At 64.8% G+C, this 21531-nt stretch carries 19 protein-coding genes; 10 read left to right on the forward strand and 9 right to left on the reverse strand.

Translation table 11 applies throughout. The annotated features are described in order from the left end of the window. Nucleotides 1–102 precede the first annotated feature (102 nt). On the forward strand, nt 103–540 hold the full coding sequence (dtd, locus tag ACNPAA_RS07935; protein WP_039039510.1) for a D-aminoacyl-tRNA deacylase: 438 nt from the start codon (nt 103–105) through the stop codon (nt 538–540). 66 nt (nt 541–606) lie between these two features. Here the strand turns inward: dtd and ACNPAA_RS07940 are convergent, their stop codons facing one another. Then, nucleotides 607–1287, reverse strand: coding sequence for a methyltransferase domain-containing protein (locus ACNPAA_RS07940; RefSeq protein WP_244812648.1), 681 nt, complete (start codon nt 1285–1287; stop codon nt 607–609). 173 nt (nt 1288–1460) lie between these two features. Here ACNPAA_RS07940 and ACNPAA_RS07945 point away from each other — a divergent pair, with 173 nt between their 5' ends. Next, nucleotides 1461–2369 (forward strand): bifunctional GNAT family N-acetyltransferase/hotdog fold thioesterase, encoded by a 909-nt coding sequence (locus ACNPAA_RS07945; protein ID WP_010672532.1) that lies wholly within the window; start codon nt 1461–1463, stop codon nt 2367–2369. Between the two features lie 46 nt (nt 2370–2415). On the opposite strand, the gene ACNPAA_RS07950 is transcribed toward ACNPAA_RS07945, so the two are convergent. From ACNPAA_RS07950 to ACNPAA_RS07965, 4 genes are all read right to left on the reverse strand, one after another. After that, a complete protein-coding gene (locus tag ACNPAA_RS07950) occupies nt 2416–4482 on the reverse strand; it encodes an AsmA-like C-terminal region-containing protein (protein ID WP_323937620.1) in 2067 nt (688 codons plus the stop codon). A 142-nt stretch (nt 4483–4624) separates the two neighbouring features. Beyond that, a complete protein-coding gene (recG, locus tag ACNPAA_RS07955) occupies nt 4625–6694 on the reverse strand; it encodes an ATP-dependent DNA helicase RecG (protein ID WP_010672534.1) in 2070 nt (689 codons plus the stop codon). Between the two features lie 176 nt (nt 6695–6870). After that, entirely contained in the window at nt 6871–8220 is a 1350-nt protein-coding gene (gene pssA / locus ACNPAA_RS07960; protein ID WP_042015252.1) for a CDP-diacylglycerol--serine O-phosphatidyltransferase, read from the reverse strand. 152 nt (nt 8221–8372) lie between these two features. Then, the gene (locus ACNPAA_RS07965; RefSeq protein WP_234035436.1) at nt 8373–9734 is read right to left on the reverse strand and encodes a GntP family permease; all 1362 of its coding nucleotides are present in this window, start codon (nt 9732–9734) and stop codon (nt 8373–8375) included. 165 nt (nt 9735–9899) lie between these two features. Between ACNPAA_RS07965 and ACNPAA_RS07970 the strand changes: the two genes are divergently transcribed. From ACNPAA_RS07970 to ACNPAA_RS07985, 4 genes are all read left to right on the forward strand, one after another. After that, entirely contained in the window at nt 9900–10409 is a 510-nt protein-coding gene (locus ACNPAA_RS07970; RefSeq protein WP_201871942.1) for a gluconokinase, read from the forward strand. A gap of 60 nt (nt 10410–10469) precedes the next feature. Next, nucleotides 10470–12266: a phosphogluconate dehydratase gene (gene edd, locus ACNPAA_RS07975; protein WP_180907125.1), complete on the forward strand. Its 1797-nt coding sequence runs from the start codon at nt 10470–10472 to the stop codon at nt 12264–12266. Between the two features lie 9 nt (nt 12267–12275). Continuing rightward, a complete protein-coding gene (locus ACNPAA_RS07980; protein ID WP_039039502.1) occupies nt 12276–12917 on the forward strand; it encodes a bifunctional 4-hydroxy-2-oxoglutarate aldolase/2-dehydro-3-deoxy-phosphogluconate aldolase in 642 nt (213 codons plus the stop codon). Nucleotides 12918–13055: 138 nt separating this feature from the next. Next, entirely contained in the window at nt 13056–13748 is a 693-nt protein-coding gene (locus ACNPAA_RS07985) for a helix-turn-helix domain-containing protein (RefSeq protein WP_103244079.1), read from the forward strand. 55 nt (nt 13749–13803) lie between these two features. On the opposite strand, the gene ACNPAA_RS07990 is transcribed toward ACNPAA_RS07985, so the two are convergent. Further along, complete coding sequence (locus ACNPAA_RS07990) at nt 13804–14193, reverse strand: nuclear transport factor 2 family protein (protein ID WP_103244080.1); 390 nt, start codon at nt 14191–14193, stop codon at nt 13804–13806. A gap of 110 nt (nt 14194–14303) precedes the next feature. Next, nucleotides 14304–15311, reverse strand: coding sequence for a substrate-binding domain-containing protein (locus ACNPAA_RS07995; RefSeq protein WP_039039499.1), 1008 nt, complete (start codon nt 15309–15311; stop codon nt 14304–14306). A gap of 89 nt (nt 15312–15400) precedes the next feature. On the opposite strand from ACNPAA_RS07995, the gene ACNPAA_RS08000 reads away from it, so the two are divergent. Continuing rightward, nucleotides 15401–16051 (forward strand): Qnr family pentapeptide repeat protein, encoded by a 651-nt coding sequence (locus ACNPAA_RS08000; protein WP_041212172.1) that lies wholly within the window; start codon nt 15401–15403, stop codon nt 16049–16051. Between the two features lie 206 nt (nt 16052–16257). Here the strand turns inward: ACNPAA_RS08000 and ACNPAA_RS08005 are convergent, their stop codons facing one another. Together ACNPAA_RS08005 and gpmM are read right to left on the reverse strand one after the other, a co-directional pair. Further along, a complete protein-coding gene (locus ACNPAA_RS08005) occupies nt 16258–17661 on the reverse strand; it encodes a peptidoglycan DD-metalloendopeptidase family protein (RefSeq protein WP_043153520.1) in 1404 nt (467 codons plus the stop codon). Between the two features lie 9 nt (nt 17662–17670). Continuing rightward, nucleotides 17671–19200, reverse strand: coding sequence for a 2,3-bisphosphoglycerate-independent phosphoglycerate mutase (gene gpmM / locus ACNPAA_RS08010; RefSeq protein WP_043153519.1), 1530 nt, complete (start codon nt 19198–19200; stop codon nt 17671–17673). Nucleotides 19201–19548: 348 nt separating this feature from the next. Between gpmM and ACNPAA_RS08015 the strand changes: the two genes are divergently transcribed. The 3 genes from ACNPAA_RS08015 to gpsA are packed head-to-tail and all read left to right on the forward strand — an operon-like array spanning nt 19549 to nt 21505. After that, entirely contained in the window at nt 19549–19980 is a 432-nt protein-coding gene (locus ACNPAA_RS08015) for a rhodanese-like domain-containing protein (protein ID WP_010672546.1), read from the forward strand. Nucleotides 19981–20027: 47 nt separating this feature from the next. Next, complete coding sequence (secB, locus tag ACNPAA_RS08020) at nt 20028–20498, forward strand: protein-export chaperone SecB (RefSeq protein ID WP_010672547.1); 471 nt, start codon at nt 20028–20030, stop codon at nt 20496–20498. A gap of 2 nt (nt 20499–20500) precedes the next feature. Further along, nucleotides 20501–21505, forward strand: coding sequence for an NAD(P)H-dependent glycerol-3-phosphate dehydrogenase (gene gpsA, locus ACNPAA_RS08025; RefSeq protein ID WP_043153517.1), 1005 nt, complete (start codon nt 20501–20503; stop codon nt 21503–21505). The last annotated feature ends 26 nt before the right edge of the window (nt 21506–21531 follow it).

Consider the following 21531-nt stretch of genomic DNA (forward strand, 5'->3'; position numbering starts at 1 on the left):
CCCGACACAAAGGCGTTGGCCCGGGCAGGGCATTTATTGGTAGCATCGACGACCGCTCATCCCGCAGGATGGGCGGTCGTGCTGTTTTGAGAGGAGAGGGATGTGATTGCACTGATTCAGCGGGTCAGCGAGGCCAGCGTAACGGTAGAGGGAGAGGTGACCGGGGCCATCGGCCAGGGGTTGCTGGTGCTGCTCGGGGTGGAGCAGGGGGATGACGAGGCCAAGGCCGACAAGCTGCTGCACAAGGTGAGCGGCTATCGCATCTTCTCTGACGAGAACGGCAAGATGAACCTCAACGTGAGTCAGGTGGGTGGCAGCCTGCTGGTGGTCTCCCAGTTCACCCTGGCGGCGGATACCGGCAAGGGGATGAGACCCAGCTTCTCCGGTGGCGCCCATCCCGCAGATGCCGAGCGACTCTATGAGTACTTCGTGGCCCGCGCCAGGGAGAGCGGCGTGCCGACCGAAACCGGCCGCTTCGCCGCCGACATGAAGGTCAGGCTGCTCAACGACGGCCCCGTCACCTTCTGGCTGCAGGTATAAGGATGGCAGGCAGGGCAGGCCTCACCGGAGGGGCAGGACGCGATGCCTGCACACTTCGCAGGTTCTTCACCCTGCTGGTGCTCGCCCGCCCTGGCCATGCTGACGGGTCGCGTGCAGGATGACGTTGCGGTAGCCGGGCACGTCGTGGACGCGGGTCGGGCCTATCCACTCCTCTGCCAGTCGCAGAGCCTGTGCCTGTTCGAGCCGGGTGCGGGGCAGCAGATTGATGATGAGGGTGCCGCTCAGGCGGCTGGCCAGCGCCTGATAGAGCGGAGCCTGGAACAGCAGCAGGGGGTTGCCGTCCTGGCTGAACAAATCCAGCAGCACCAGATCGTAGATCTCCTGGCTCTGGTGCAGGAAGTGCAGCGCATCGGCGTGATGCAGCCGAGGTGAGCCCCCTGACGAGGGGAGGAAGAACTGCTGGAACAGGGTGAGGATCTCGGCATCCAGATCCACGCAGTCGTGGTGGGCATCGGGCCAGCGTGCCGCCAGGTGACGGGTGAGATCCCCTCCGCCCAACCCCAGCTCCAGGATCCGGCTTGCCTGCTTTGGCAACTGCTCCGCGATGCTCCGTTGATGAGGCAGACAGAGGCGGGCCGGCTGGTGGAGGCTCATGGCGGATTGCACCACGCCGTCCATTTCCAGCCAGCGATGACGGGCATTTTCAAGCACCGAAACGCGGCGTTCGGGTTTGGCACTGAGGTGCAATAAGTGATCGGCTTGGTACGCTTGCAGATTGAAGTCCATGAATTTGCACGGCAAGATGGCTTTCGACCAGTGTAACTCAAGGATGTTGTTATGTACCGGGTGGTCACCCCCCAAACGGCAGCCGAGCTGGATACCTACTACAGGCTGCGCCGGGAGAAATGGTTGCGTCAGTCCTTCCATCTGCCAGTCGGCGCACACTCAAGGATCGCTTTATGTACCGGGTAGTCACCCCAGAAACACCAGCGGAGCTGGATGCTTACTATCAGTTGCGCTGGGAACTACTGCGCAAACCCTTCAATCTGCCCCTTGGCTCCGAGCGTGACGAGTACGATACCGTTGCCATTCACCGGCTGATGCTCTCACCCGACGGAACGCCCATCGCCGTGGGTCGCCTCTTTGTGGGCGGCGATGAAGCCCAAATCCGCTTTATGGCGCTGCGACCCGAATTTCGCGGCCAGGGGCTGGGCGCCCGCATGGTGGAGGATCTCGAGCAGCTTGCCCGCGACGAGAAGGTGAAACGGCTGGTGATGAACGCCCGCCAGGAGGCTGTGGAGTTCTATCGCCGCTGCGGCTTCCTCGAGGTAGGGGAGGGCCCTGTCTCCTTCGGCCGCATCCCTCACCGCCAGATGATCAAGTCCCTGAGTCCCATGCAGACCATCCAGTACCGTCCGGAGTGGTGCCAGGATCTCACCACCCGCTGGTCGCGGGGTATTCCCATCAGCGAGAAGATGGGGGTGCACATCACCCACTACGATGGCCAGACCTTCCACCTCAAGGCCAACCTGGCGGCCAATCTCAACGTCCACGACACCATGTTCGCCGGCAGCATCTACAGCCAGTGCGTGCTGGCGGGCTGGGGTCTTATCTGGTTGCAGCTCAAGGAGGCAGGGCTGGGAGGCGATACCGTGCTGGCCGAGGGCAACATCAAGTATTACCGGCCGGTGAGCGAAGAGCCGGAGGCGCGGGTGGCCCGGGAGGGCATGCCCGCCGTGCTCGAGCCGCTGAGGGGCGGAGAGTCCGCCAAGTTCAGCCTGCGGGTGCAGCTGTTCAGCGGCCGCAAGCTGGCGGTGGAGTTTGTCGGTCAGTATGTGGTACTGCCCATCAAGCGCGGCGCACGCTGATCCCTGGTGTTCACAGCAACAAGGCCTCTTCGCGAGGCCTTGTTCGTTATTGGGCGGCAGGGGCCGGGGGCCGGGGGCGCCAGAGCGGGCCGCTTCGTCCCTGGGCGGGGTAGCGCACACCCGCCTCCCAGCCACAGGCGTCCTGTCCCGTGGGGAAACTCCAGCCCAGGTCGGGCGCATTGAGGGGGCCGCGCCAGCGGGCGAGCAGCTCGGCGCAGCGTCCCTTGTTCAGGACCCCGAGGTCGAGCTGCCACTGGTCTGCGGCCAGGTCGACACCCCCTTGCAGTGCCAGCAGGTGGGTGATGGTGGAGGCACCGCCTTGCTCGATCCGCACCTTGCCCTGCTCCGCCCTGGCATCCAGCCTGATCTGATAGAAGGGGGTGTCTCCGCGTTGCATCGCCTGCCACAGCGTCTGCGGTGTCAGATCGGGGGGGGTCTGCTCCCTGAACCAGTCATCCAGCAGGGGGTCGATGCCGACCTTGTCCCAGAAGGGATCCTTGCTCTCCAGGCTCAGGCTGCCCTGAAGGGTCCGGCGCCAGTTGGCCGTCTGCTCGCCGGGTTGCCCGTTGAGGTCGGCCTGCAGATCTGCCGCCAGATCCACCTTGCCCGCGAAGGAGACGGGGGAGTGCAGCAGCTTGCCCCACTGCTCCAGATCCAGCTGCTTGCCCTGCAACTGCAGGCGGCTCTCCTGCCCGGGCGTTCTGCCCCACTGGCCGCTCAGGTTGAGGGTGCCCTCGTCGGGCAGGGAGGTGGCGAGGGTGTTGAGCTGCCAGGAGCTGGGGGTCAGCTCGCCATCCAGGGTGCCGTTGCGAGCACTGAGACCGTCCCACACCAGCTCGAACCACTTGCTCTCGATGCGGGCACGCCCCAGCAGGGGGCCTGGCTGGTTGCCCCGCAGGGCGAGATCGTTCAGGTAGAGTTGCCAGCCGGTCAGGGAGAGGGGCAGGGTGTCGTCGAAAGAGAGCACCTTGAGCTTGTCGAAGGCCAGTTTGCGGATGTCGATCTGTTGCGGGCGCCGGCCCTGCCAATCCTGCCACCACCCCTGGGGCAAACTGATGTCCATGCCGCTCAGGGCCAGATCCTTCAGGGTGAGCTTCTGCTGCTGGGTGTCGAGGGCCAGCTCGACGCTGAACTCCCCTTCGTATGCCTTGCCCCGCAGCTCGGCATCCAGCTGCCGGGGGGAGAAGGCGAGCTTGCCCTCGACGGCCTCAAGCTGGAACAGGCCGCGGCCCATGTCGCCCAGGGTGCCCGCCAGATAGCCGCTGGGCTGGCTGCCCGTCTGCCAGTCGAAGGCGGTGAGCTGGCCGTTGAAGTTGTTGAGGGAGAGCTCCTGATCGATGGCATTGATGCTCACCTGGGCAAGCTGACCCCTGTCTAGGGTGATGCGGCGCAGGGGGAACTCGCCAGGGGGGATGTCACCAAGCTCGAGGCGCATGGCGCGGGCCTTGAGATCGTGCAGTTGCAGGCTGCGCTCTGGCCAGTTCAGCACCATGCCGGTCTCGAGCAGGCCGTCGAACAGGTTGGTGGTCAGTCTGTCGGTGCTGAGCACCTGCCCCTCCAGCCGCCCCTTGAGGCTGAGACGGGCCAGGGTGAACATGGGGGTCTCCAGCTGGTTGATGCCCAGGGTGAGGTTGGCCTGGGGCTGGCGTCTCGGGTCGATCAGTTCCCAGTCACTCAGGGACGCACTGAGGCCGCGCAGGGTCAGGGCCTCGCTCTGCAGGCTCAGGTTGTCGATGGTGCTGTCGCTGATGGTGAGGGAGTGAACCGGCAGGCTTGGCAACTGGTTGGGGAGCGGCAGCTTGATGACGGGACGGATGAGGTCCAGGTGGGCGATGCGCACATCCCGGTTCAACCAGTCGATGTGCTCGATCTCCAGATAGAGTTTTTCCAGCTGTACCGCATCCCCATAGCGCACCTGTTCCGCCAGCAGGGTGTAGGGGTGCAGCGGATTGAACACCAGCCGGCCTATGGTGACGGGCACCCCGGTCTGCTGGCTGAGCCAGTTGGCGATGGGGCCTTTGGCACGCTCGGCATCGAACAGGCCGAGACCGACCCAGACAAAGAGCAGCAGGAAGGCAAGGGTGTAGAGCAGGCCGCGCAGCCAGGAATTCATCAGTGCTTTCCTCCTGTTTCTGTTGCTTGGTCAGGCATTCGAGTAGTGATCCTGTAGACCGAGCCAGCATCGTATCAAGGGTTCGACACGGCTCGGGTGTTTATCCATCAGGCAAGGTGACCCTCTTCTGCATCTGCCTTGGTCAAGCATTGGAGTAGTGGTCCCGCAGGCCCAGCCAGCGGCGGATCAGGGGCTCGACATGAGCTGGGTGTTTGTCCATCAGGAAGCGCGCCATCTTCTGCACCTGAGGGATGAGCGGCTGGTCACGCACCAGATCGGCGATCTTGAGATCGGCCAGGCCGGTCTGGCGGGTACCGAGCAGCTCGCCTGGGCCGCGCAGTTCCAGATCCCGCTGGGCGATGAGAAAGCCGTCATTGGTCTCCCGCAGTACCCCGAGGCGGCTCTGGGCGGTCTTGGACAAGGGGGCATGATAGAGCAGCACGCAGTGAGAGGCCACCGACCCCCGCCCGACCCGGCCGCGGAGCTGGTGCAACTGGGCCAGCCCCAGTCGCTCCGGGTTTTCGATGATCATCAGGCTGGCATTGGGCACATCCACCCCCACCTCGATGACGGTGGTGGCGACCAGCAGTTGCAGTATGCCCGCCTTGAACTCCTCCATCACCCGTTGTTTCTCGACAGGGCGCATCCGGCCGTGTACCAGGCCGATGTGCAGGCCGGGCAGCAGGGTTTGCAGCTCGGCGGCGGTGTCTTCGGCGGCCTGGCACTCCAGCACCTCCGACTCCTCGATCAGGGTGCAGACCCAGTAGGCCTGCTTGCCCTCCTCGCAGGCGAGCCTCACCCGCTCGATCACGTCCTGGCGGCGACTGTCCGGCAGGGCGACCGTGGTAATGGGAGTGCGGCCCGGCGGCAGCTCGTCGATGATGGAGGTGTCGAGGTCCGCATAGGCGGTCATCGCCAGGGTGCGGGGGATGGGGGTGGCGGTCATGATGAGCTGGTGGGGATGCACCCCTTCCCGCTCTCCTTTTTCCCGCAGGGCGAGGCGCTGATGCACCCCGAACCTGTGCTGTTCATCGATGATGACCAGGGCGAGGCGCTGGAACACCACCTGCTCCTGGAAGATGGCGTGGGTGCCCACCACCATCTTGACGCTGCCGTCCGCGATGGCGGCTAGCGCCTCTTCCCGCGCCTTGCCCTTCTGCTTGCCCGCCAGCCAGCCGACCTTGATGCCGAGCGGTTCCAGCCACCTGGCGAAGTTGATGGCGTGCTGTTCGGCCAGCAGCTCGGTCGGGGCCATCAGCCCCACCTGGCAGCCGTTGCCGATGGCCTGCAGGGCGGCCAGTGCAGCGACCAGCGTTTTACCTGAGCCCACGTCCCCCTGGACCAGGCGCATCATGGGGTGGCTCTGTTGCAGATCCCTGGCTATCTCCGCCACCACACGGCTCTGGGCACCGGTGGGGGTGAACGGCAGGGCGCCGAGCAGCTGCCGGACCAGCTCGGGAGCGGGCTTGAGGGCTCGGGCCAGCTGGGTCTGTGCCTGGGCCCGCACCTTCAAGACCGAGAGGTTGTGGGCCAGCAGCTCTTCCAGTACGAGCCGCTGCTGTGCCGGGTGCTGGCCGCTCTCGAGCAGGGCCAGCGCCACCGAGGGAGGCGGGCGGTGCAGCAGCTTCAGGGCGGCGGCAAGATCGATCTGCTGGGGATAGAGGCCGGCAGGCAGCAGCTCCTCGACCCCGTAGAGGTCGAGCTGGGCCAGGGCCTGATCCGTGAGGCTGCGCAGGGTGAGCTGGCGCAGCCCCTCTGTGGTGGGGTAGACGGGGGTGAGGGCCTCTTCGGTCTGGCCGGCCTGCTCCTCGCCGAGCAGCTTGTACTCGGGGTGGGCCATCTCCAGGCCGTACTTGCCGGGACGTGTCTCGCCAAAGCAGCGGATAAGGCGGCCCTGGGCCAGGCTGTTTTTCTGGGCAGCGGTGAAATTGAAGAAGCGCAGGGTCAGGCTGCCGGTGCCGTCGCTGATACGGCACACCAGCATGCGGCGGCGCCCCATCACCAGCTGGGTGTCCTGGATCTCGCCCTCGACGGCACCGTGCAGGCCGGGCGGCAGATCGCCGATGGGCCACACCTGGGTGCGGTCCTCGTAGCGCAGGGGGAGGTGGAACAGCAGGTCCTGTACCGTGGCCAGCCCCAGCCGCTCGAGTTTCTCCAGCATCTTGCTGCCGACACCCTTGAGGCTGTCGAGGGAGATTTTATCCAATTTCATCAATTAGATGCCCGAAAACACTGTAAATATGTCCAGATGATAGGGGTTGTTGCGGCCTCGATGCAAGCCGCGTTGTGCCGTTCCGGGCTGGTGGGCAAGGGAGCGGGGGGAGGGTCATCCATGAAAAAGGCCTGCCGGAAACGGCAGGCCTTTTCACTGACGGGGCGCCCTGGCGGTCAGATGATGCGCTTGAGCAGGAGGTGAGCCTTGACCCTGTGGATCCGGGCCAGCAGCTTGCGCACCTGATCCGGGTAATCCTTGATCTGCTCTATCTGGTCGAAGTGACTGATGCGGCGGGTGTGGGCCAGGATGTTCTCCCGCTCCGCACTGAACTGCTCGCGCAGGTGATGGTGCTGGTCGTGTACCAGCAGGCCGTTCTCCAGATCCAGCGCCCAGGCTCGGGGATTGAGGTTGTTGCCGGTGAGCAGGGCCCACTCCTCATCCACGAAGATCCCCTTGAGGTGATAGGAGTTCTTCTCGCAGCACCAGAGCATGAGGTTGAGCCGGCCGTTGTCGATGTGGTGCTGGTTGCGCTCGGCAAACTTGCGCAGGTTGGTCTCGTAGAGATAGGGCAGACCACCGATGGTGGAGAACTTCTCCTCCGGGGGGATGAAGAAGTCGTTGGCGGTCTTGTCGCCCACGACGATGGTCACCTTGCAGCCGCGTTTGAGCAGCGCCTCCACGTCCTTGTTCAACTCCTTGGGGGGGTTGAAGTAGGGGGTGCAGATGAAGATCTCCCGCTCGGTGGCCCGCACCAGGTTGCGGATCATCCGGTTGAGCTGGTTGCCCCGCTTGCCCAGGCCCACCATGGGGGTCACGGCGATCTCCCGATCGTTGGGCTTGATGCTCTCGAAGCGGTACTGGCAGAGGCGCAGACGCTGCTTGAAGCGGCGGATCGGCCCCTTGAGCTGCTTGGCGCCGGGGATGCCGGTGCGATCCAGCCGCTGGACGGCCTCGCTGCCGAGGAAGACGTCATCCACGTAGTTGACCATGCTGCGGGTCAGTGCCGGGCTGTGGATCTGGTGATAGCGATCGAAGCGGTAGCGCTCCTGCTGGTGCAGGTAGATGTCGTTGAGGCTGGCGCCGGAGTAAAGCAGGGTGTCGTCGAAGATGAAGCCCTTGAGGTGCAGCACCCCGAGCAGCTCGCGGCCCTTGACCGGCACGCCGTAGATCTCGATCTGGTGTTGGTGGCTGGCGGCCATGGCCTGGTACATCAGGTGGTTGCCCCCCTGCTTGCCCTTGCCGATCAGGCCGCGCTGGGCGCGGTGGAAGTCGACGAACACCTTGATGTCGAGAGAGGGATTGCGCTGCTTGGCGGCATAGAGGGCGGAGAGGATCTCCCGTCCCGCCTCGTCATCCTGCAGATAGAGCGCGATCAGATAGATGCGCTGGGTCGCATGGGCGATGAGCGACAGGATCCGGCTCTTGAAGTCTTTGGCGCTGCTGAGTATCTGGAACTGATCCGCGGCGACCGCGATCTGGGGTAAGCGGGTCAGCAACTGTCGATAATGTGCCGATGAATGCATAGAGAAGCCTGAAATCACGGGATGAAGCGTTCCACTCGGGGCGAAGAATAGGCAATTCTAGCAATCTGTGGCGATGGGCCCAAGCAAGAATCCGTAAAAAGTCGGTGCAATATCACATCGGGGCCGACGGATGCGGCCCCGATGTGTTTCCGTCAGAGGATGGCGCTGGCCGTGGCCACGATGAGGAAGGCGATGGTGCCGAGCAGGGTCTCCATCACGGTCCAGGTCTTGAGGGTGGTCTTCTCGTCCATGTTGAGGAAGCGGCTGACCAGCCAGAAGCCGGAGTCATTGAAGTGGGAGAGCACGGTGGCGCCCCCGGCGATGGCGATGACGATGAAGGTCAGGTCCAGCTCGCTCAGGCCGGTGGTGGCGGCCACGGTCGGCGCCATCAGGGCGGCGGTGGTGGTCAGGGCCACGGTGGCGGAACCCTGGGCAACCCGCAGCGCGGCGGACACCAGGAAGGCTGCGAGGATCACCGGCATGCCGGTATCGGAGAGCACGTCGGCCAGCGCGGTGCCGATGCCGCTCGCCCGCAATACGCCGCCGAACATGCCGCCGGCACCGGTGACCAGGATGACGGCGCAGACCGGGGCCAGGGCGTCGTTGCAGAACTTCTCGAGCTGCACCTTGCCCTGGCTCTGGCGGAACATCCAGAGGGCGTACAGCACAGTGATGAGCAGGGCGACCGGGGTCTTGCCGACCATGCGCAGCACGTTGACCCAGTCCGCACCCTTGTCGATGACGCCCATGACGCCCAGGGTATTGAGGCCGGTATCCATGAAGATGAGCACCAGCGGCAGCAGCAGGATGGAGATCACCTGGCCGAAGCTCGGCGCCTTGTCGGAGAGCTGCTCGGCACTGGCGGTGAAGCTCGGGGGCAGGGGCAACTCAAACTTCTTGCCGGACCAGAGCCCGAACAGGTAAGCACCCAGATACCAGGTGGGCAGCGCGACCAGCAGGCCCACGACGGTGAGCAGACCGATGTTGGCACCCAGCAGCTCGCTGGCGGCCACCGGGCCCGGGTGGGGCGGCAGGAAGGCGTGCATCACCGCGAAGGCGCCGGCGGAGGGCAGGGCATACTTGAGGACGGAGCCGCCGAACTGCTTCGCCACGCTGAAGATGATGGGCAGCATGACGATGAGACCGGCGTCGAAGAAGATCGGGAAGCCGAACAGCAGGGAGGCCACACCCAGCGCGAAGGGGGCGCGGTGGGAGCCGAAGCGGTTGATCAGGGTATCGGCCAGTACCTTGGCGCCCCCCGTCATCTCCAGGATCCGGCCTATCATGGCGCCGAGGCCGACCAGCAGCGCGACCGAGGCCAGGGTGCCGCCGAAACCGGTCAGCATGGTGGGGATCACCTGGTCATAGGTGACCCCGGTGGCCAGGGCCGTCAGCATGCTGACCAGGGTCAATGCCACGAAGGCATGTACCTTGAATCGCATGATCAGCACCAGCAACATGACAATGGCTCCGCCCGCTACCGAGAGCAGATAGGCGACATCGGGTGTGTTCATTGCTCCGTCCATAAAATTGTCCTCAAATGGTTCTAGTTGTTGTTCTGCACATTTCTGTGCTGCACTTCACATTGCGAAACGTTACCGGTAACATGTTACCGGTAACGTGGTAGCTTAGAACCCATCAGGCGAACGTTTTTTGAAAAGTGAGAGAGAGGTCAAATAATGGTGGGCAAGTGCATTATCGTGATGGGTGTGTGTGGCAGCGGCAAGTCCAGCATCGGCCTCAAGGTGGCCAATGCCCTGGGGGCCAAGTTCATCGACGGCGATGATCTGCACCCTCGCGCGAACATCCAGAAGATGGCGGCGGGCAACCCGCTCAACGACGAAGACAGGGCCCCCTGGCTGGAGCGGATCCGCGATGCGGCCTACAGCCTGGAGCGCAAGAACGAGCTCGGCGTCATCGTCTGCTCGGCCCTCAAGAAGCAGTACCGCGACCAGATCCGCGAGGGCAACGACTCGGTGAGTTTCCTGTTTCTGGATGGCAGCCAGTCCCTCATTCTCGAACGGATGCGGGCACGGCAGGGCCACTTCATGCGCGAAGCCATGGTACAAAGCCAGTTTGATACCCTGGAGCGACCGGATGGCGAGCCCGGCGTGTTTCGCATCGATATCGACGGGACCTTCGAACAGGTGGTCGACCGTGCCGTCACCGCGCTGACGCAGGCGCAATGAGCCATGTCGCGCGCCCGGCTGCAGCCGACCGCGCCCGTATATAGAGTTGGAGAGAAAGCTATGACCCATCCCGTGATCACCCAGGTGACCAACCGCATCCGCGAGCGCAGCACCGCCCGCCGTGCCCGCTTCCTGGCCCGCATCCAGCGCCAGGCTGATCAGGGCAAGACCCGCGCCTCCCTCTCCTGTGGCAACCTGGCCCACGCCGTGGCCGCCTCGAGCTGTGACGAGAAGGGGCGGATCCTCGACATGACCCGCGCCAACGTGGCCATCGTCACCGCCTACAACGACATGCTGAGTGCCCATCAGCCCTATCAGGGCTACCCGGACATCATCAAGGGCGCCCTGGCGGAGCTCGGCCACAGCGCCCAGGTCGCCGGCGGCGTGCCCGCCATGTGCGACGGCGTGACCCAGGGTCAGCCGGGGATGGACATGTCCCTCTTCTCCCGGGACCTCATCGCCCAGGCCACCGCGGTCTCCCTCTCCCACAACACCTTCGACGCCACCCTGCTGCTCGGCATCTGCGACAAGATTGCCCCGGGCCAGATCATGGGGGCGCTTTCCCACGCCCACCTGCCCACCGCCTTCGTGCCTGCCGGCCCCATGGCGAGCGGCATCAGCAACGACGAGAAGGTGAAGGTGCGCCAGCAGTACGCTGCCGGTGAAGTGGGCCGCGACGCCCTGCTCAAGATGGAGTGCGGCGCCTACCACGCGGCGGGCACCTGCACCTTCTACGGCACCGCCAACACCAACCAGCTGGTGTTCGAAGCCATGGGCCTGATGCTGCCGGGCTCCGCCTTCGTGCATCCGCACAGCGAGCTGCGCCACGCCCTCACCGAGGAAGCGGCCCGCCGCATCAGCGCCATGATCCCGGGCTCCCCCGCCTATCGCCCCCTGAGTGCGGTGATCGACGAGCGCGCCCTGGTCAACGGCCTGGTGGCCCTGCTCGCCTCCGGCGGCAGCACCAACCACAGCATCCACATGGTGGCGCTGGCCCGTGCCGCCGGGCTGGAGCTGACCTGGGACGACCTGAGCGATCTCTCCGACGTGGTGCCGCTCCTGGTGCGCATGTACCCGAACGGCCCGGCGGACGTCAACGCCTTCGAGCAGGCGGGGGGCGTGCCCGGCCTGATGCGTCGTCTGGCCGAAGAAGGGCTGATCCACATGGATGCCACCCCGGTCTTCGGCGAGATGCAGGACTACCTCAGCCGTCCGGCACTGGTGGATGGCAAGCTGGTGTGGCAACCGGTGGGCGAGAGCGGGGATCCGAGCGTGCTCTCCCCCTCTGGCAGCGAGTTCCAGGCCACCGGCGGCACCAAGCTGCTGGCGGGCAACCTGGGCCGCGCCGTGGTCAAGGTTTCCGCCGTCGCGCCCGAGTATCGGGTCATCGAGGCCCCGGCCCGGGTCTTCTCCTCCCAGCATGCGGTGGAGGCGGCCTACAAGGCCGGTGAGTTGAACCAGGACGCCGTCATCGTGGTGCGCCACAACGGCCCGGCCGCCAACGGCATGCCGGAGCTGCACAAGCTGATGCCGGTGCTTGGCAACCTGCAGAAGGCGGGTCACAAGGTGGCCCTGGTCACCGATGGCCGCCTCTCCGGCGCCTCCGGCAAGATCCCGGCCGCCATCCACGTCACCCCGGAAGCCCTGCACGGCGGGGCCATCGGCCTGCTCGCCAATGGCGACCTGCTGCGGGTGGATGCCGAGTCAGGCCGCCTCGACTGCCTGACCGATTTGAGCGGCCGTACCCAGGCCGAGATCGACCTCACCCTGGAACAAGAGGGGTGGGGCCGTGAACTGTTCAGCGTGATGCGTCGCGCGGTATCGAGCGCCGAGTGCGGCGCCACCATCTTTGACTAAGGAAGAGCTATGCAGAACTGGAAAGTGACCCCTGCCGAGGTGTTTGCCGCCTCCCCCCTGGTACCCGTGATGGTCATCAACGACCTGGAGCAGGCCCTGCCCATGGCCAAGGCCCTGCTGGATGGTGGCATCTCGGTGTTCGAGATCACCCTGCGCACCCCGGTGGCGCTGGACGCCATCGCCCTCATCGCCAAGGCGATGCCGGATGCCATGGTCGGTGCCGGTACCGTGCTCAACTGCGCGCAGTTTGATGCCGCCGTCGCTGCCGGTGCCCGCTTCGTCATCTCCCCGGGCATGACCCCGGCCCTGCTGGCCCACGCGGCCAAGAGCACGGCGCCGCTGATCCCGGGCGTGGCCACCCCGTCCGAGGTGATGCAGGCGCTGGAAGCAGGCTACGACCACCTCAAATTTTTCCCGGCCGAGGCGAACGGCGGCACCAAGGCACTCTCCGCCATCGCGGCGCCCCTGCCCCAGGTGAAATTCTGCCCCACCGGCGGCATCGGCCCGAAAAACGTGGCCGACTACCTGGCGCTGAAATGTGTGGCCACCGTCGGCGGCTCCTGGATGCTGCCGGCAGACGCCGTCAAGAGCGGCAACTGGGAGGAGGTGACCCGCCTCTCCCGGGAAGCGGTTGAATTGGTTAAACGATAAGCAAATATCGTTTAGAAAAATTAAACAGGCCACCCCCGGGTGGCCTGCTGTTTTTCCGCCCCCGGAGGGGGTGGGCCGTTTGCTTCCGGCCTCGCCCTGGCTTAAGGTCGGGGGCCGCCCCTCTCCCCTGGAGCCTTCATGTCCTGTCTGCATCCATCCTACCCGCAAGGGCACTTCACCGCGCTGCACTGCCACCCCCATGCCCAATACTGCTATCTGCACGACGGGGGCGGCATCATCACGGGGCGAGGGGAGGGAGAACTGCTGGTGGCGGGCCAGATCTGCTTTATTCCGGCGGGGTGGGAGCACGAGTTTCGCGTGCTGCGCCGCTCCCGGCTCTCCCTCCTCTATGTGCCGACGTCGGCCCGCACCGCCTTCGGCCCCCTGCAGGCCAGCACGCTGCTGGCGGGCCTCTTCGCCCGCCTGCCCGAGCTGGCCGAGGGGGAGGTGAAGGGGGCCTATCTGACGGTGCTTGGCCAGGAGCTGGAGCGCGCCGACCCGCTCGCGGCGCGCATTCCCCTCACCGGGGAGCTGGACCCGCGCCTGCTGCGGGTGCTGGACAGGGTGTGCCAGGCACCCGCCATCCATCTGACGCTGACGGCGCTGGCAGCAGATTGCGGCGCCTCGGTGCGCACCCTCAACCGGCTCTTCCTCCAGCAGCTGGGGTGCAGCTTTCGCCAGTGGCGGGAGCAGGTGGTGCTGGGACGGGCGCGCCAGTTGCAGCACCGGGGGCTAACGCTGGCCCAGATCGCCGATCGGCTCGGCTACGAAGATCCCGGCGCCTTGTCCCGCGCCCTCCAGCGCCTTGCTCGGCGCGAACCGGCGGCCTGAGGGCCCGTCGTCTGCCTTCCTTCCCGCCATGGCGGTGTCTGCGGGTTGCCGGCAGTCAGCGCCGCGAGCCGATATCCGCATCCTCCTTGCTGCCTGCCAGCAGACAGGTCACCTCGTCGGTGTGGCAGATCCGATCGCCGCGAAAGGTGAAGAGGCCGCTCACCTTGTAGACCAGGGTGCCGCCGTCCTGGCGGGTGGCCCGTACCACATGGGTCGAGTGCACCCGCTCCCCCTGCGCCAGGGTGGCGACAAACTCGATGCTCGCACCGGCCAGATGGCGGCGCAGTGTGGCGATGTGCTGGTGAAACGCCGGGTAGTCGAGCCGCTCGCCGTTCACCTCCTGGCAGTAGTCGGGGGTGAACCAGGCGTCGAGCTCCGACAGGGGGAAGGCGGGATCGCAGATGACGCGCTGCAGGCAGGCTTTCAATCGTTCGGTGTGGTGCATGGTCTGCTCCTGACAGGGTGGATGGAAGAGCCAGCATAGGCCAGGGGACGGCGAGGGGAGAGGGGAGAAGGCGCCATCATGGCGGTCGAACGCGCCATGATGGACGGGGATCAGCCGAGGCTTTCCCCCTCATAGAGGGAGAAGCCGATGTCCTTGCACCTGGTCGCCAGCGGCTGGCCGCCGAGGCGGGCCAGCAGCATGATGGCGGCTTCGCGACCTATGGTCTCGCGGGGGGTGACGATGCTGGCGAGCTTGGGGGTCATGGCGTGGCCGATGTCGAGGGCGTTGCTGCCGGCGATGGCCACCTGCTGGGGCACCGGGATCCACCTGGCCTGGCATTGCAGCAGGGCCCCCACTGCGAGGTCGTCGTTGGTGCAGAACAGGCCGTCGAGATCGGGGAAGCGCGCCATGGCCTGGGCCAGCAGCTCTCCCCCCAGGGTGAAGCTGGAGGATTGCTCCGTCAGCAGGTGCTGGCCGGTCAGACCGAAATCGGCCATCGCCTGGTAGTAGCCTTCCATTCGCAGCTGGGTGCGCACGTCGAGCCGGGCGCCGAGGTAGATCACCTTGCGCCGTCCCCGGCGCAGCATCTCTGTTACCATGGCCCGGGCGGCGGCCCGGTGATCCATGCCCACCACCATGTCGATGGGGGAGAGGGGCAGATCCATGGTCTCCACCACCGGGATGCCGGCGGTGGCGATCATCTTGCGGGTGCGCTCGGTGTGCTGGGTGTCCGAGAGGATGAGCCCGTCCACGTTGTAGGAGAGGAGCGAGGCGACCTGCTCCTCCTCCCGCTCCGGGCTGTAGCCGTAGTGGGCGAGCAGGGTCTGGTAGCCGGCGGGCCGGGTCACCGCCTCGATGCCGTGGATCACCGCTGAGAAGACCTGGTTGGAGAGGGAGGGGATCAGGATGCCGATCGCCTTGCTGGTGGCGTTCGACAGCATGTCCGGCGCCCGGTTCGGGATGTAGCCGAGCTCCTCCACCGCGGCGGCGATGCGCTCGCGGGTCCCTTCGGCCACGGCGGACGGGTCGCGCAGGTAGCGGCTGACGGTCATCTTGGTGACACCGGTCAGGTCGGCAATGTCCTGCAGGGTAGGGCGGCGCTTGCGGGTGTCGTTCATCTGGGGATCCGGCAAAAAAATGTTACACGTAACATTACCGTTTTTGCACGGCAATGTCAGCATATGACGCCATCAACAGGGGGCAGGGGATGATCAAGGGCAGGTGTTTCGAGGGGGTCCACTTCGAGCAGCAGGAGGTGGAGGGGGAGCAGTTCCAGGGGTGCCGCTTCATCGGCTGTCACTTCTCCTGGCTCGATCTCGGGGAGAGCCGCTTCGTCGACTGCAGCTTCTATGACAGGGAACGGGAGCTGGGATGCCTGTTTCAGGGCTGCGATCTGAGGGAGGCGAGCTTCCTGCGCTGCGATCTCACCCTGGCGGACTTCGGCCGCAGCCAGTGTCTTGGGCTGGAGATGCGCGACTGCCAGGCCATGGGGATCAACTTCGCCCATGCCAGCTTCGCCAACCGGATCACCGCCAAAAGCTACTTCTGCGAAGCCCACCTCACCGGCAACAACTTCAGCTACGCCAACTTCGAAAGCTGCCTGCTGGAGCGGTGCGAGCTTGCCGGCAACCGCTGGCAGGGGGCCAACCTGCTGGGCGCCTCCCTGGCGGGCTCGGATCTCAGCGGCTCCGAGTTCGGGCAAATCGACTGGACCAGCTTCAACCTGCAAGGCTGCGATCTGCGCCAGTGCGATCTGCCCGGCCTGGATCTGCGCCGGGTCAACCTCGCCGGGGTGCAGATCAATGAAGATCAGCAGCAGGGGCTACTGGAGCAGATCGGGCTGGTGGTCTTCCCCTGAGCGGGATGGAAAAGAGGTAAGTTTTCATCATCGGGGCGGGCGGTGTGGTGCCTCCCCTGCCAAGTAAAAAGCCTGCGCGATGCAGACTTTTTGTCAGGTGAAGTGGTAAACGACGCGGTGTTGCTGTCTTTTGCTCCCTGCTCCCCTCGCGGGAGAAGGGCTGGGGATGAGGTAGCGGACTCCGATCGGGCACCGCCAAGGCGGGCTTAGCGTCTGGCCAGCCACTTGGTCGGGTTGATGGCCTCGCCCTGATAGCGGATCTCGAAGTAGAGGCCGGAGCGCTCCTGTCCGCCGCTGTCGCCGACCAGGGCCACGGGCTCACCCTGCTCCACCTTTTGTCCCACCTGGCGCAGCAGCGACTGGTTGTGGCCGTAGAGGCTCATGTAACCCTTGCCGTGGTCGATGACCAGCAGCATGCCGAAGCCGTCGAGCCAGTCGGCGTAGACCACCTGGCCCGGAGCCACCGCCTTGACCTGGGTCCCTTCGCTGGCGCCGATCAGGGTGCCCTTCCACTTCAGCTCGGCGGTACGCGGCGAGCCGTAGGAGATGAGGATGGGGCCCTGCACCGGCCAGCGCAGGTTGCCACCCGTGCTCAGACCGCCGTAGCCGTTGCTGCTCGCCTTGGCGCTGTTGCGGGCGGCAGCTTGCTGCTGCGCCACCTTGGCCTGCTGTTCGGCGACGCGCTGCTGCTGGGCCGCCAGCCGCTGCTGTTCGCCGACCTGGCGCTGCTGGGCCGCGATCCGCTGCTGCTCCTCGATGCGTTTCTGTTCGGCTGCCAGGCGCTGGGCCTCCAGACGGCGCTGGCGCTCCTGCTCGGCCTTGATCTTGGCGAGGCGCTCCCGCTCTGCCCGTTCGCGGCGTTCCTTTTCTTCCTGCTGGCGACGCAGCTCTTCCAGCCGCGCCTTGAGCGCCTTCTCCGCCTTGACCAGCTTGTCGAGCTTCTGCTCGTCGGCCTGCACCGATTGCTGCAACTGGTTGCGCACCTTGGCACGGCTCTGCTGGCTGGCCAGCAGGCTCTGGTGATGCTCCTGCTGCTCGCCGAGCAGGGTCTGGAGGCGGTTCTCGGTCTCCCTGGTGGCCTGCTGGTTCTTGGCCAGCTTGTCACGGGTGGCGCGCAGGGCTTCAATGGCCTCGATACGGGCCTTGTTGAGGTAATCGAAATAGTCGAGGGCGCGGCTCAGCTTGGCCGGATCCTGCTGGTTGAGCAGCAGTTTGAGGTAATCGTGGTTGCCCGCCTGGAAGGCGCTTTCCGCCTGCTTGGCCAGCAACTGCTTCTGGTGTTTGGCTTGTTGCTCCAGTGCCAGCTTGTCCTGCTGCAGGGACGCCAGCTTCTGCTGGTTCTGCCGGAGTTGCTGTCTGGTCTGCTCGAGTTTGGCGGCGGCAGCCGAAATGGCCTGCTCGTCAGCCTTGAGCTGGGTGTTGAGCTTGGCAAGCTCCTGCTTGCTGAGCTTGAGGGTCTGTTGCTGTTCCTTGATCTGGGACTGCATGGCCCCCAGCTGCTGGTTCGCAGCCCGGGCTGTGCCGGTACCGCCGATCAGGCAAAAAAACAGCGCGCCGACCAACAGGCCGACGCGACTGGTTTTCTGTGAAATAATTTCGCATCCCCGCATGGGGCAGGATTATTTCAGAATCATCAGGGGCTTGCCAGTCATTTCCGGCGGCACCGGCAGACCCATCAGGGTCAGCATGGTGGGGGCCAGATCGGACAGTTTGCCGCCTTCGGCGACCTCGGCTTTACGACCGAAGTAGATGAGGGGAACCGGCAGATTGGTGTGGGCGGTGTGGGCCTGACCGGTCTCTTCGTCCATCATCTTCTCGGCGTTGCCATGGTCTGCGGTGATGAGGCACTCGCCACCCACTTCCGCCAGGGCGTCGGTGACGCGACCGATGCAGTGGTCGACCGCTTCACAGGCTTTGACGGCCGCATCGAACACGCCGGTGTGACCGACCATGTCGCCGTTCGGGTAGTTGCAGATGATGACGTCGTACTTGCCGCTCTTGATGGCCGCAACCAGCTTGTCGGTCAGCTCTTCGGAGCTCATCTCCGGCTGCAGGTCATAGGTAGCCACTTTCGGGCTCGCCACGATTTCGCGATCTTCGCCGCTGAAGCAGGCCTCTTCGCCACCGTTGAAGAAGAAGGTGACGTGGGCGTACTTCTCGGTCTCGGAGATGCGCAGCTGGGTCTTGCCCTGCTTGGCCAGCCACTCACCCAGGGTATTGACCAGGGCGGTGGGCGGATAGGCGCAGGCGGTTTTGATGTCGGCCGCGTATTCGGTCAGCATCACGAAGTGCAGGGCCGGGGTGGCGGTGCGGGCGAAGCCGGTGAAGTCGGTATCGACGAAGGCGCGGGTGATTTCGCGGGCGCGGTCGGCACGGAAGTTCATGAAGATCAGCGCGTCGCCGTCGATCATCGGTGCAGCGTCGCCGATGCGGGTGGCCTTGACGAACTCGTCGTTCTCGTCGCGGGCATAGGCAGCGGCCAGCGCGTCGGTGGCGTTGTCGGCGGTGAATTCGCCCTTGCCCTGGGTCATCAGGTCATAGGCCTGCTGCACGCGATCCCAGCGGTTGTCGCGGTCCATGGCGTAGTAACGACCGATCATGGAGGCGAAACGACCCTTGCCCAGTCGGGCAAACAGGGCGTCGAACAGCTCGATGGAGGACTGGGCACTGCGCGGCGGGACGTCGCGGCCATCCAGGAAGGCGTGGAAGTAGATCTGCTCGGCGCCACGCTTGGCGGCCATCTCGATCATGCCCATGATGTGCTCTTCGTGGCTGTGTACGCCACCCGGGGACATCAGACCCATGATGTGCACGGCCTTGCCCTTGGTCACGGCAGCGTCGACAGCCTTGGCCAGCTCGACGTTCTGGAAGAAGTCGCCGTCCTGGATGTCCTTGGAGATGCGGGTCAGCTCCTGATAGACGACGCGACCGGCACCGATGTTGGTGTGGCCCACTTCGGAGTTGCCCATCTGGCCGTCCGGCAGACCCACGTCCAGGCCGGAGCCGGAGATCAGGGTGCTGGTGTAGTCACGGGCCAGGCGATCCAGATTGGGGGTCTTGGCAGCAGCAACGGCGTTGTACTCTTGCTTGGTGCTGTAGCCCCAACCGTCCATGATGACCAGAACCAGCGGTTTCTTAGCTGTTGACATAAGGCTATGTCCTCTCGGATAGGAATGAATTGCGGGAAGTGAAACTAGCGTAATATTACTACATCTGCCGAAATAGTCACCTGATAGCCAAGTCCCTCTCCAGCCTCGCTTTTTAACTGTTATCCCGCTGTTTTAGGCATGTTGCCGGCTTGTCTGCCGCGGCGGGGTTTCCTCTGTTTCCCCCCTCTTTTCGGCATGGCACATCCTCTCGTTCTGCCCGGTTGGAGGAGGAAGAATCGGCAGCCATCCCTGATGGGAGCTTGCTCTCGCTTTGCCGCCAAGATGGCTGATCTTATGCAGGGCCCCATGTATACTCGGGCCCTTGTCTTGGTCCCTGGATAGTAGAAGATGCAAGAGTATTTGGATTTCGCGGCCCGCAATCCGCTGCTGACCGCAGCCTGGTTGGGCCTGGCAGGCACCCTGGTGTATACCACTGTGCGTGCTCGTTTTTCTCCGGTGAAGGCGGTCAACAACCACGCCGCTACCCTGCTTATCAACCGTGAAAACGCCACCGTCGTGGACATTCGCAGTCAGGATGAATTTGCCAAGGGTCATCTGGCCGGGGCCCATCACCTGCCGCTCGCCCAGATCCAGGCGAATAATCTGGGTCCGGTTGAAAAGCACAAGGATGCCCCCATCATAGTGGTGTGCGAGTCGGGGATGACCGCTGGTGGCGCGGGTCGCCAACTGAGCAAGGCCGGTTTCAAGCAGGTGTATGTGCTCAGCGGTGGCATGGCCCAATGGCGTGCAGACAATCTGCCGGTGACCAAAAAACGCTGATTTAAGGGCCTGCGCCCACTCATTATCTTAAAAAGGAATCAAACGAAATGGCTGACGAAATCAACAACCAGGAAGTGCAACCGGAATTCCACATCCAGCGTGTCTACACCAAGGATGTTTCCTTCGAAGCCCCGAATACTCCGCACATCTTCCAGAAAGAGTGGCAGCCGGACGTCAAGCTGGACATGGACACCAAGACCAATGTCCTGGCCGACAGCGTCTATGAAGTGGTGCTGACCCTGACCGTCACCTGCAAGCTGGAAACCGAGACCGCCTTCCTGTGCGAAGTGCAGCAAGCCGGCATCTTCACCATCGGCAACCTGCCTGAGCCGCAACTGGCCCACTGCCTGGCGGCCTTCTGCCCGAACATCCTGTTCCCGTATGCCCGCGAAGCGGTGTCCAACCTGGTGAGCAAGGGTTCCTTCCCGCAGCTGAACCTGGCACCGGTCAACTTCGACGCCCTGTTCGCCCAGCACATGGCGCAGGTACAGGCCCAGCAGGCGACTGCGGAAGCCTGATAATGGCCGACCAGATCGCAATCTCGGTCCTGGGGGCGGGGTCTTATGGCTCCGCCCTTGCCATTTCTCTGGCGCGCAATGGTCATCCGACCCTGCTGTGGGGTCACGACCCTGCCCATGTCGCCGAGCTGGAACAGGATCGCTGCAACAAGGCATTCTTGCCGGATGTCCCCTTCCCGGCCGATCTGCAACTGACGTCGGATCTGCAGGCGGCGGTGCAAGCCGCTCCCGTGCTGCTGCTGGTGGTGCCGAGCCATGTGTTCGGCCAGGTACTGGCCCAGGTCAAACCCTTCCTGCGCCCGGATACCCGGATCGCCTGGGCCACCAAGGGGCTGGAGCCGGATAGCGGCCGTCTGCTGCAAGAGGTGGCGCGGGAGGTGCTGGGGGATGCCATTCCACTGGCGGTCATCTCGGGCCCGACCTTCGCCCGCGAGCTGGCCGCCGGTCTGCCGACCGCCATCTCGGTGGCCTCGACCCACGACGACTTTGCCGACGATCTCTCCCACCTGCTGCACTGCGGCCGCTCGTTCCGGGTCTATACCAATCCGGACTTCATCGGTCTGCAGCTGGGCGGGGCGGTCAAGAACGTCATCGCCATCGGTGCCGGTCTCTCCGACGGACTCGGCTTTGGGGCCAACGCCAGAACTGCGCTCATCACTCGGGGCCTGGTGGAGATGCAGCGTCTGGGCGCCGCCCTCGGGGCCGACGCCAAGACCTTCATGGGGATGGCGGGGCTCGGGGATCTGGTGCTGACCTGTACCGACAACCAGTCGCGCAACCGCCGTTTCGGTCTGGCGCTGGGAGCGGGCAAGTCGGTTGACACCGCCATGGCCGAGATAGGCCAGGTGGTGGAAGGCTATCGCAACACCAAGGAGGTGCATCTGCTGGCGGCCCGCTGTGGCGTCGAGATGCCCATCTGCGAACAGATCTTCAAGGTGCTCTACGAAGGCAAGAATCCGAAAGAGGCGGCCATCGCCCTGCTGTCGCGAGACAAGAAGGACGAGTGATCTTCTGCCAGCCGCAGCATGCAAAA

The organism is Aeromonas sp. PS2Canimalfood6 (genome assembly GCF_048276795.1).
Taxonomy (GTDB): Bacteria; Pseudomonadota; Gammaproteobacteria; order Enterobacterales; family Aeromonadaceae; genus Aeromonas; species Aeromonas caviae.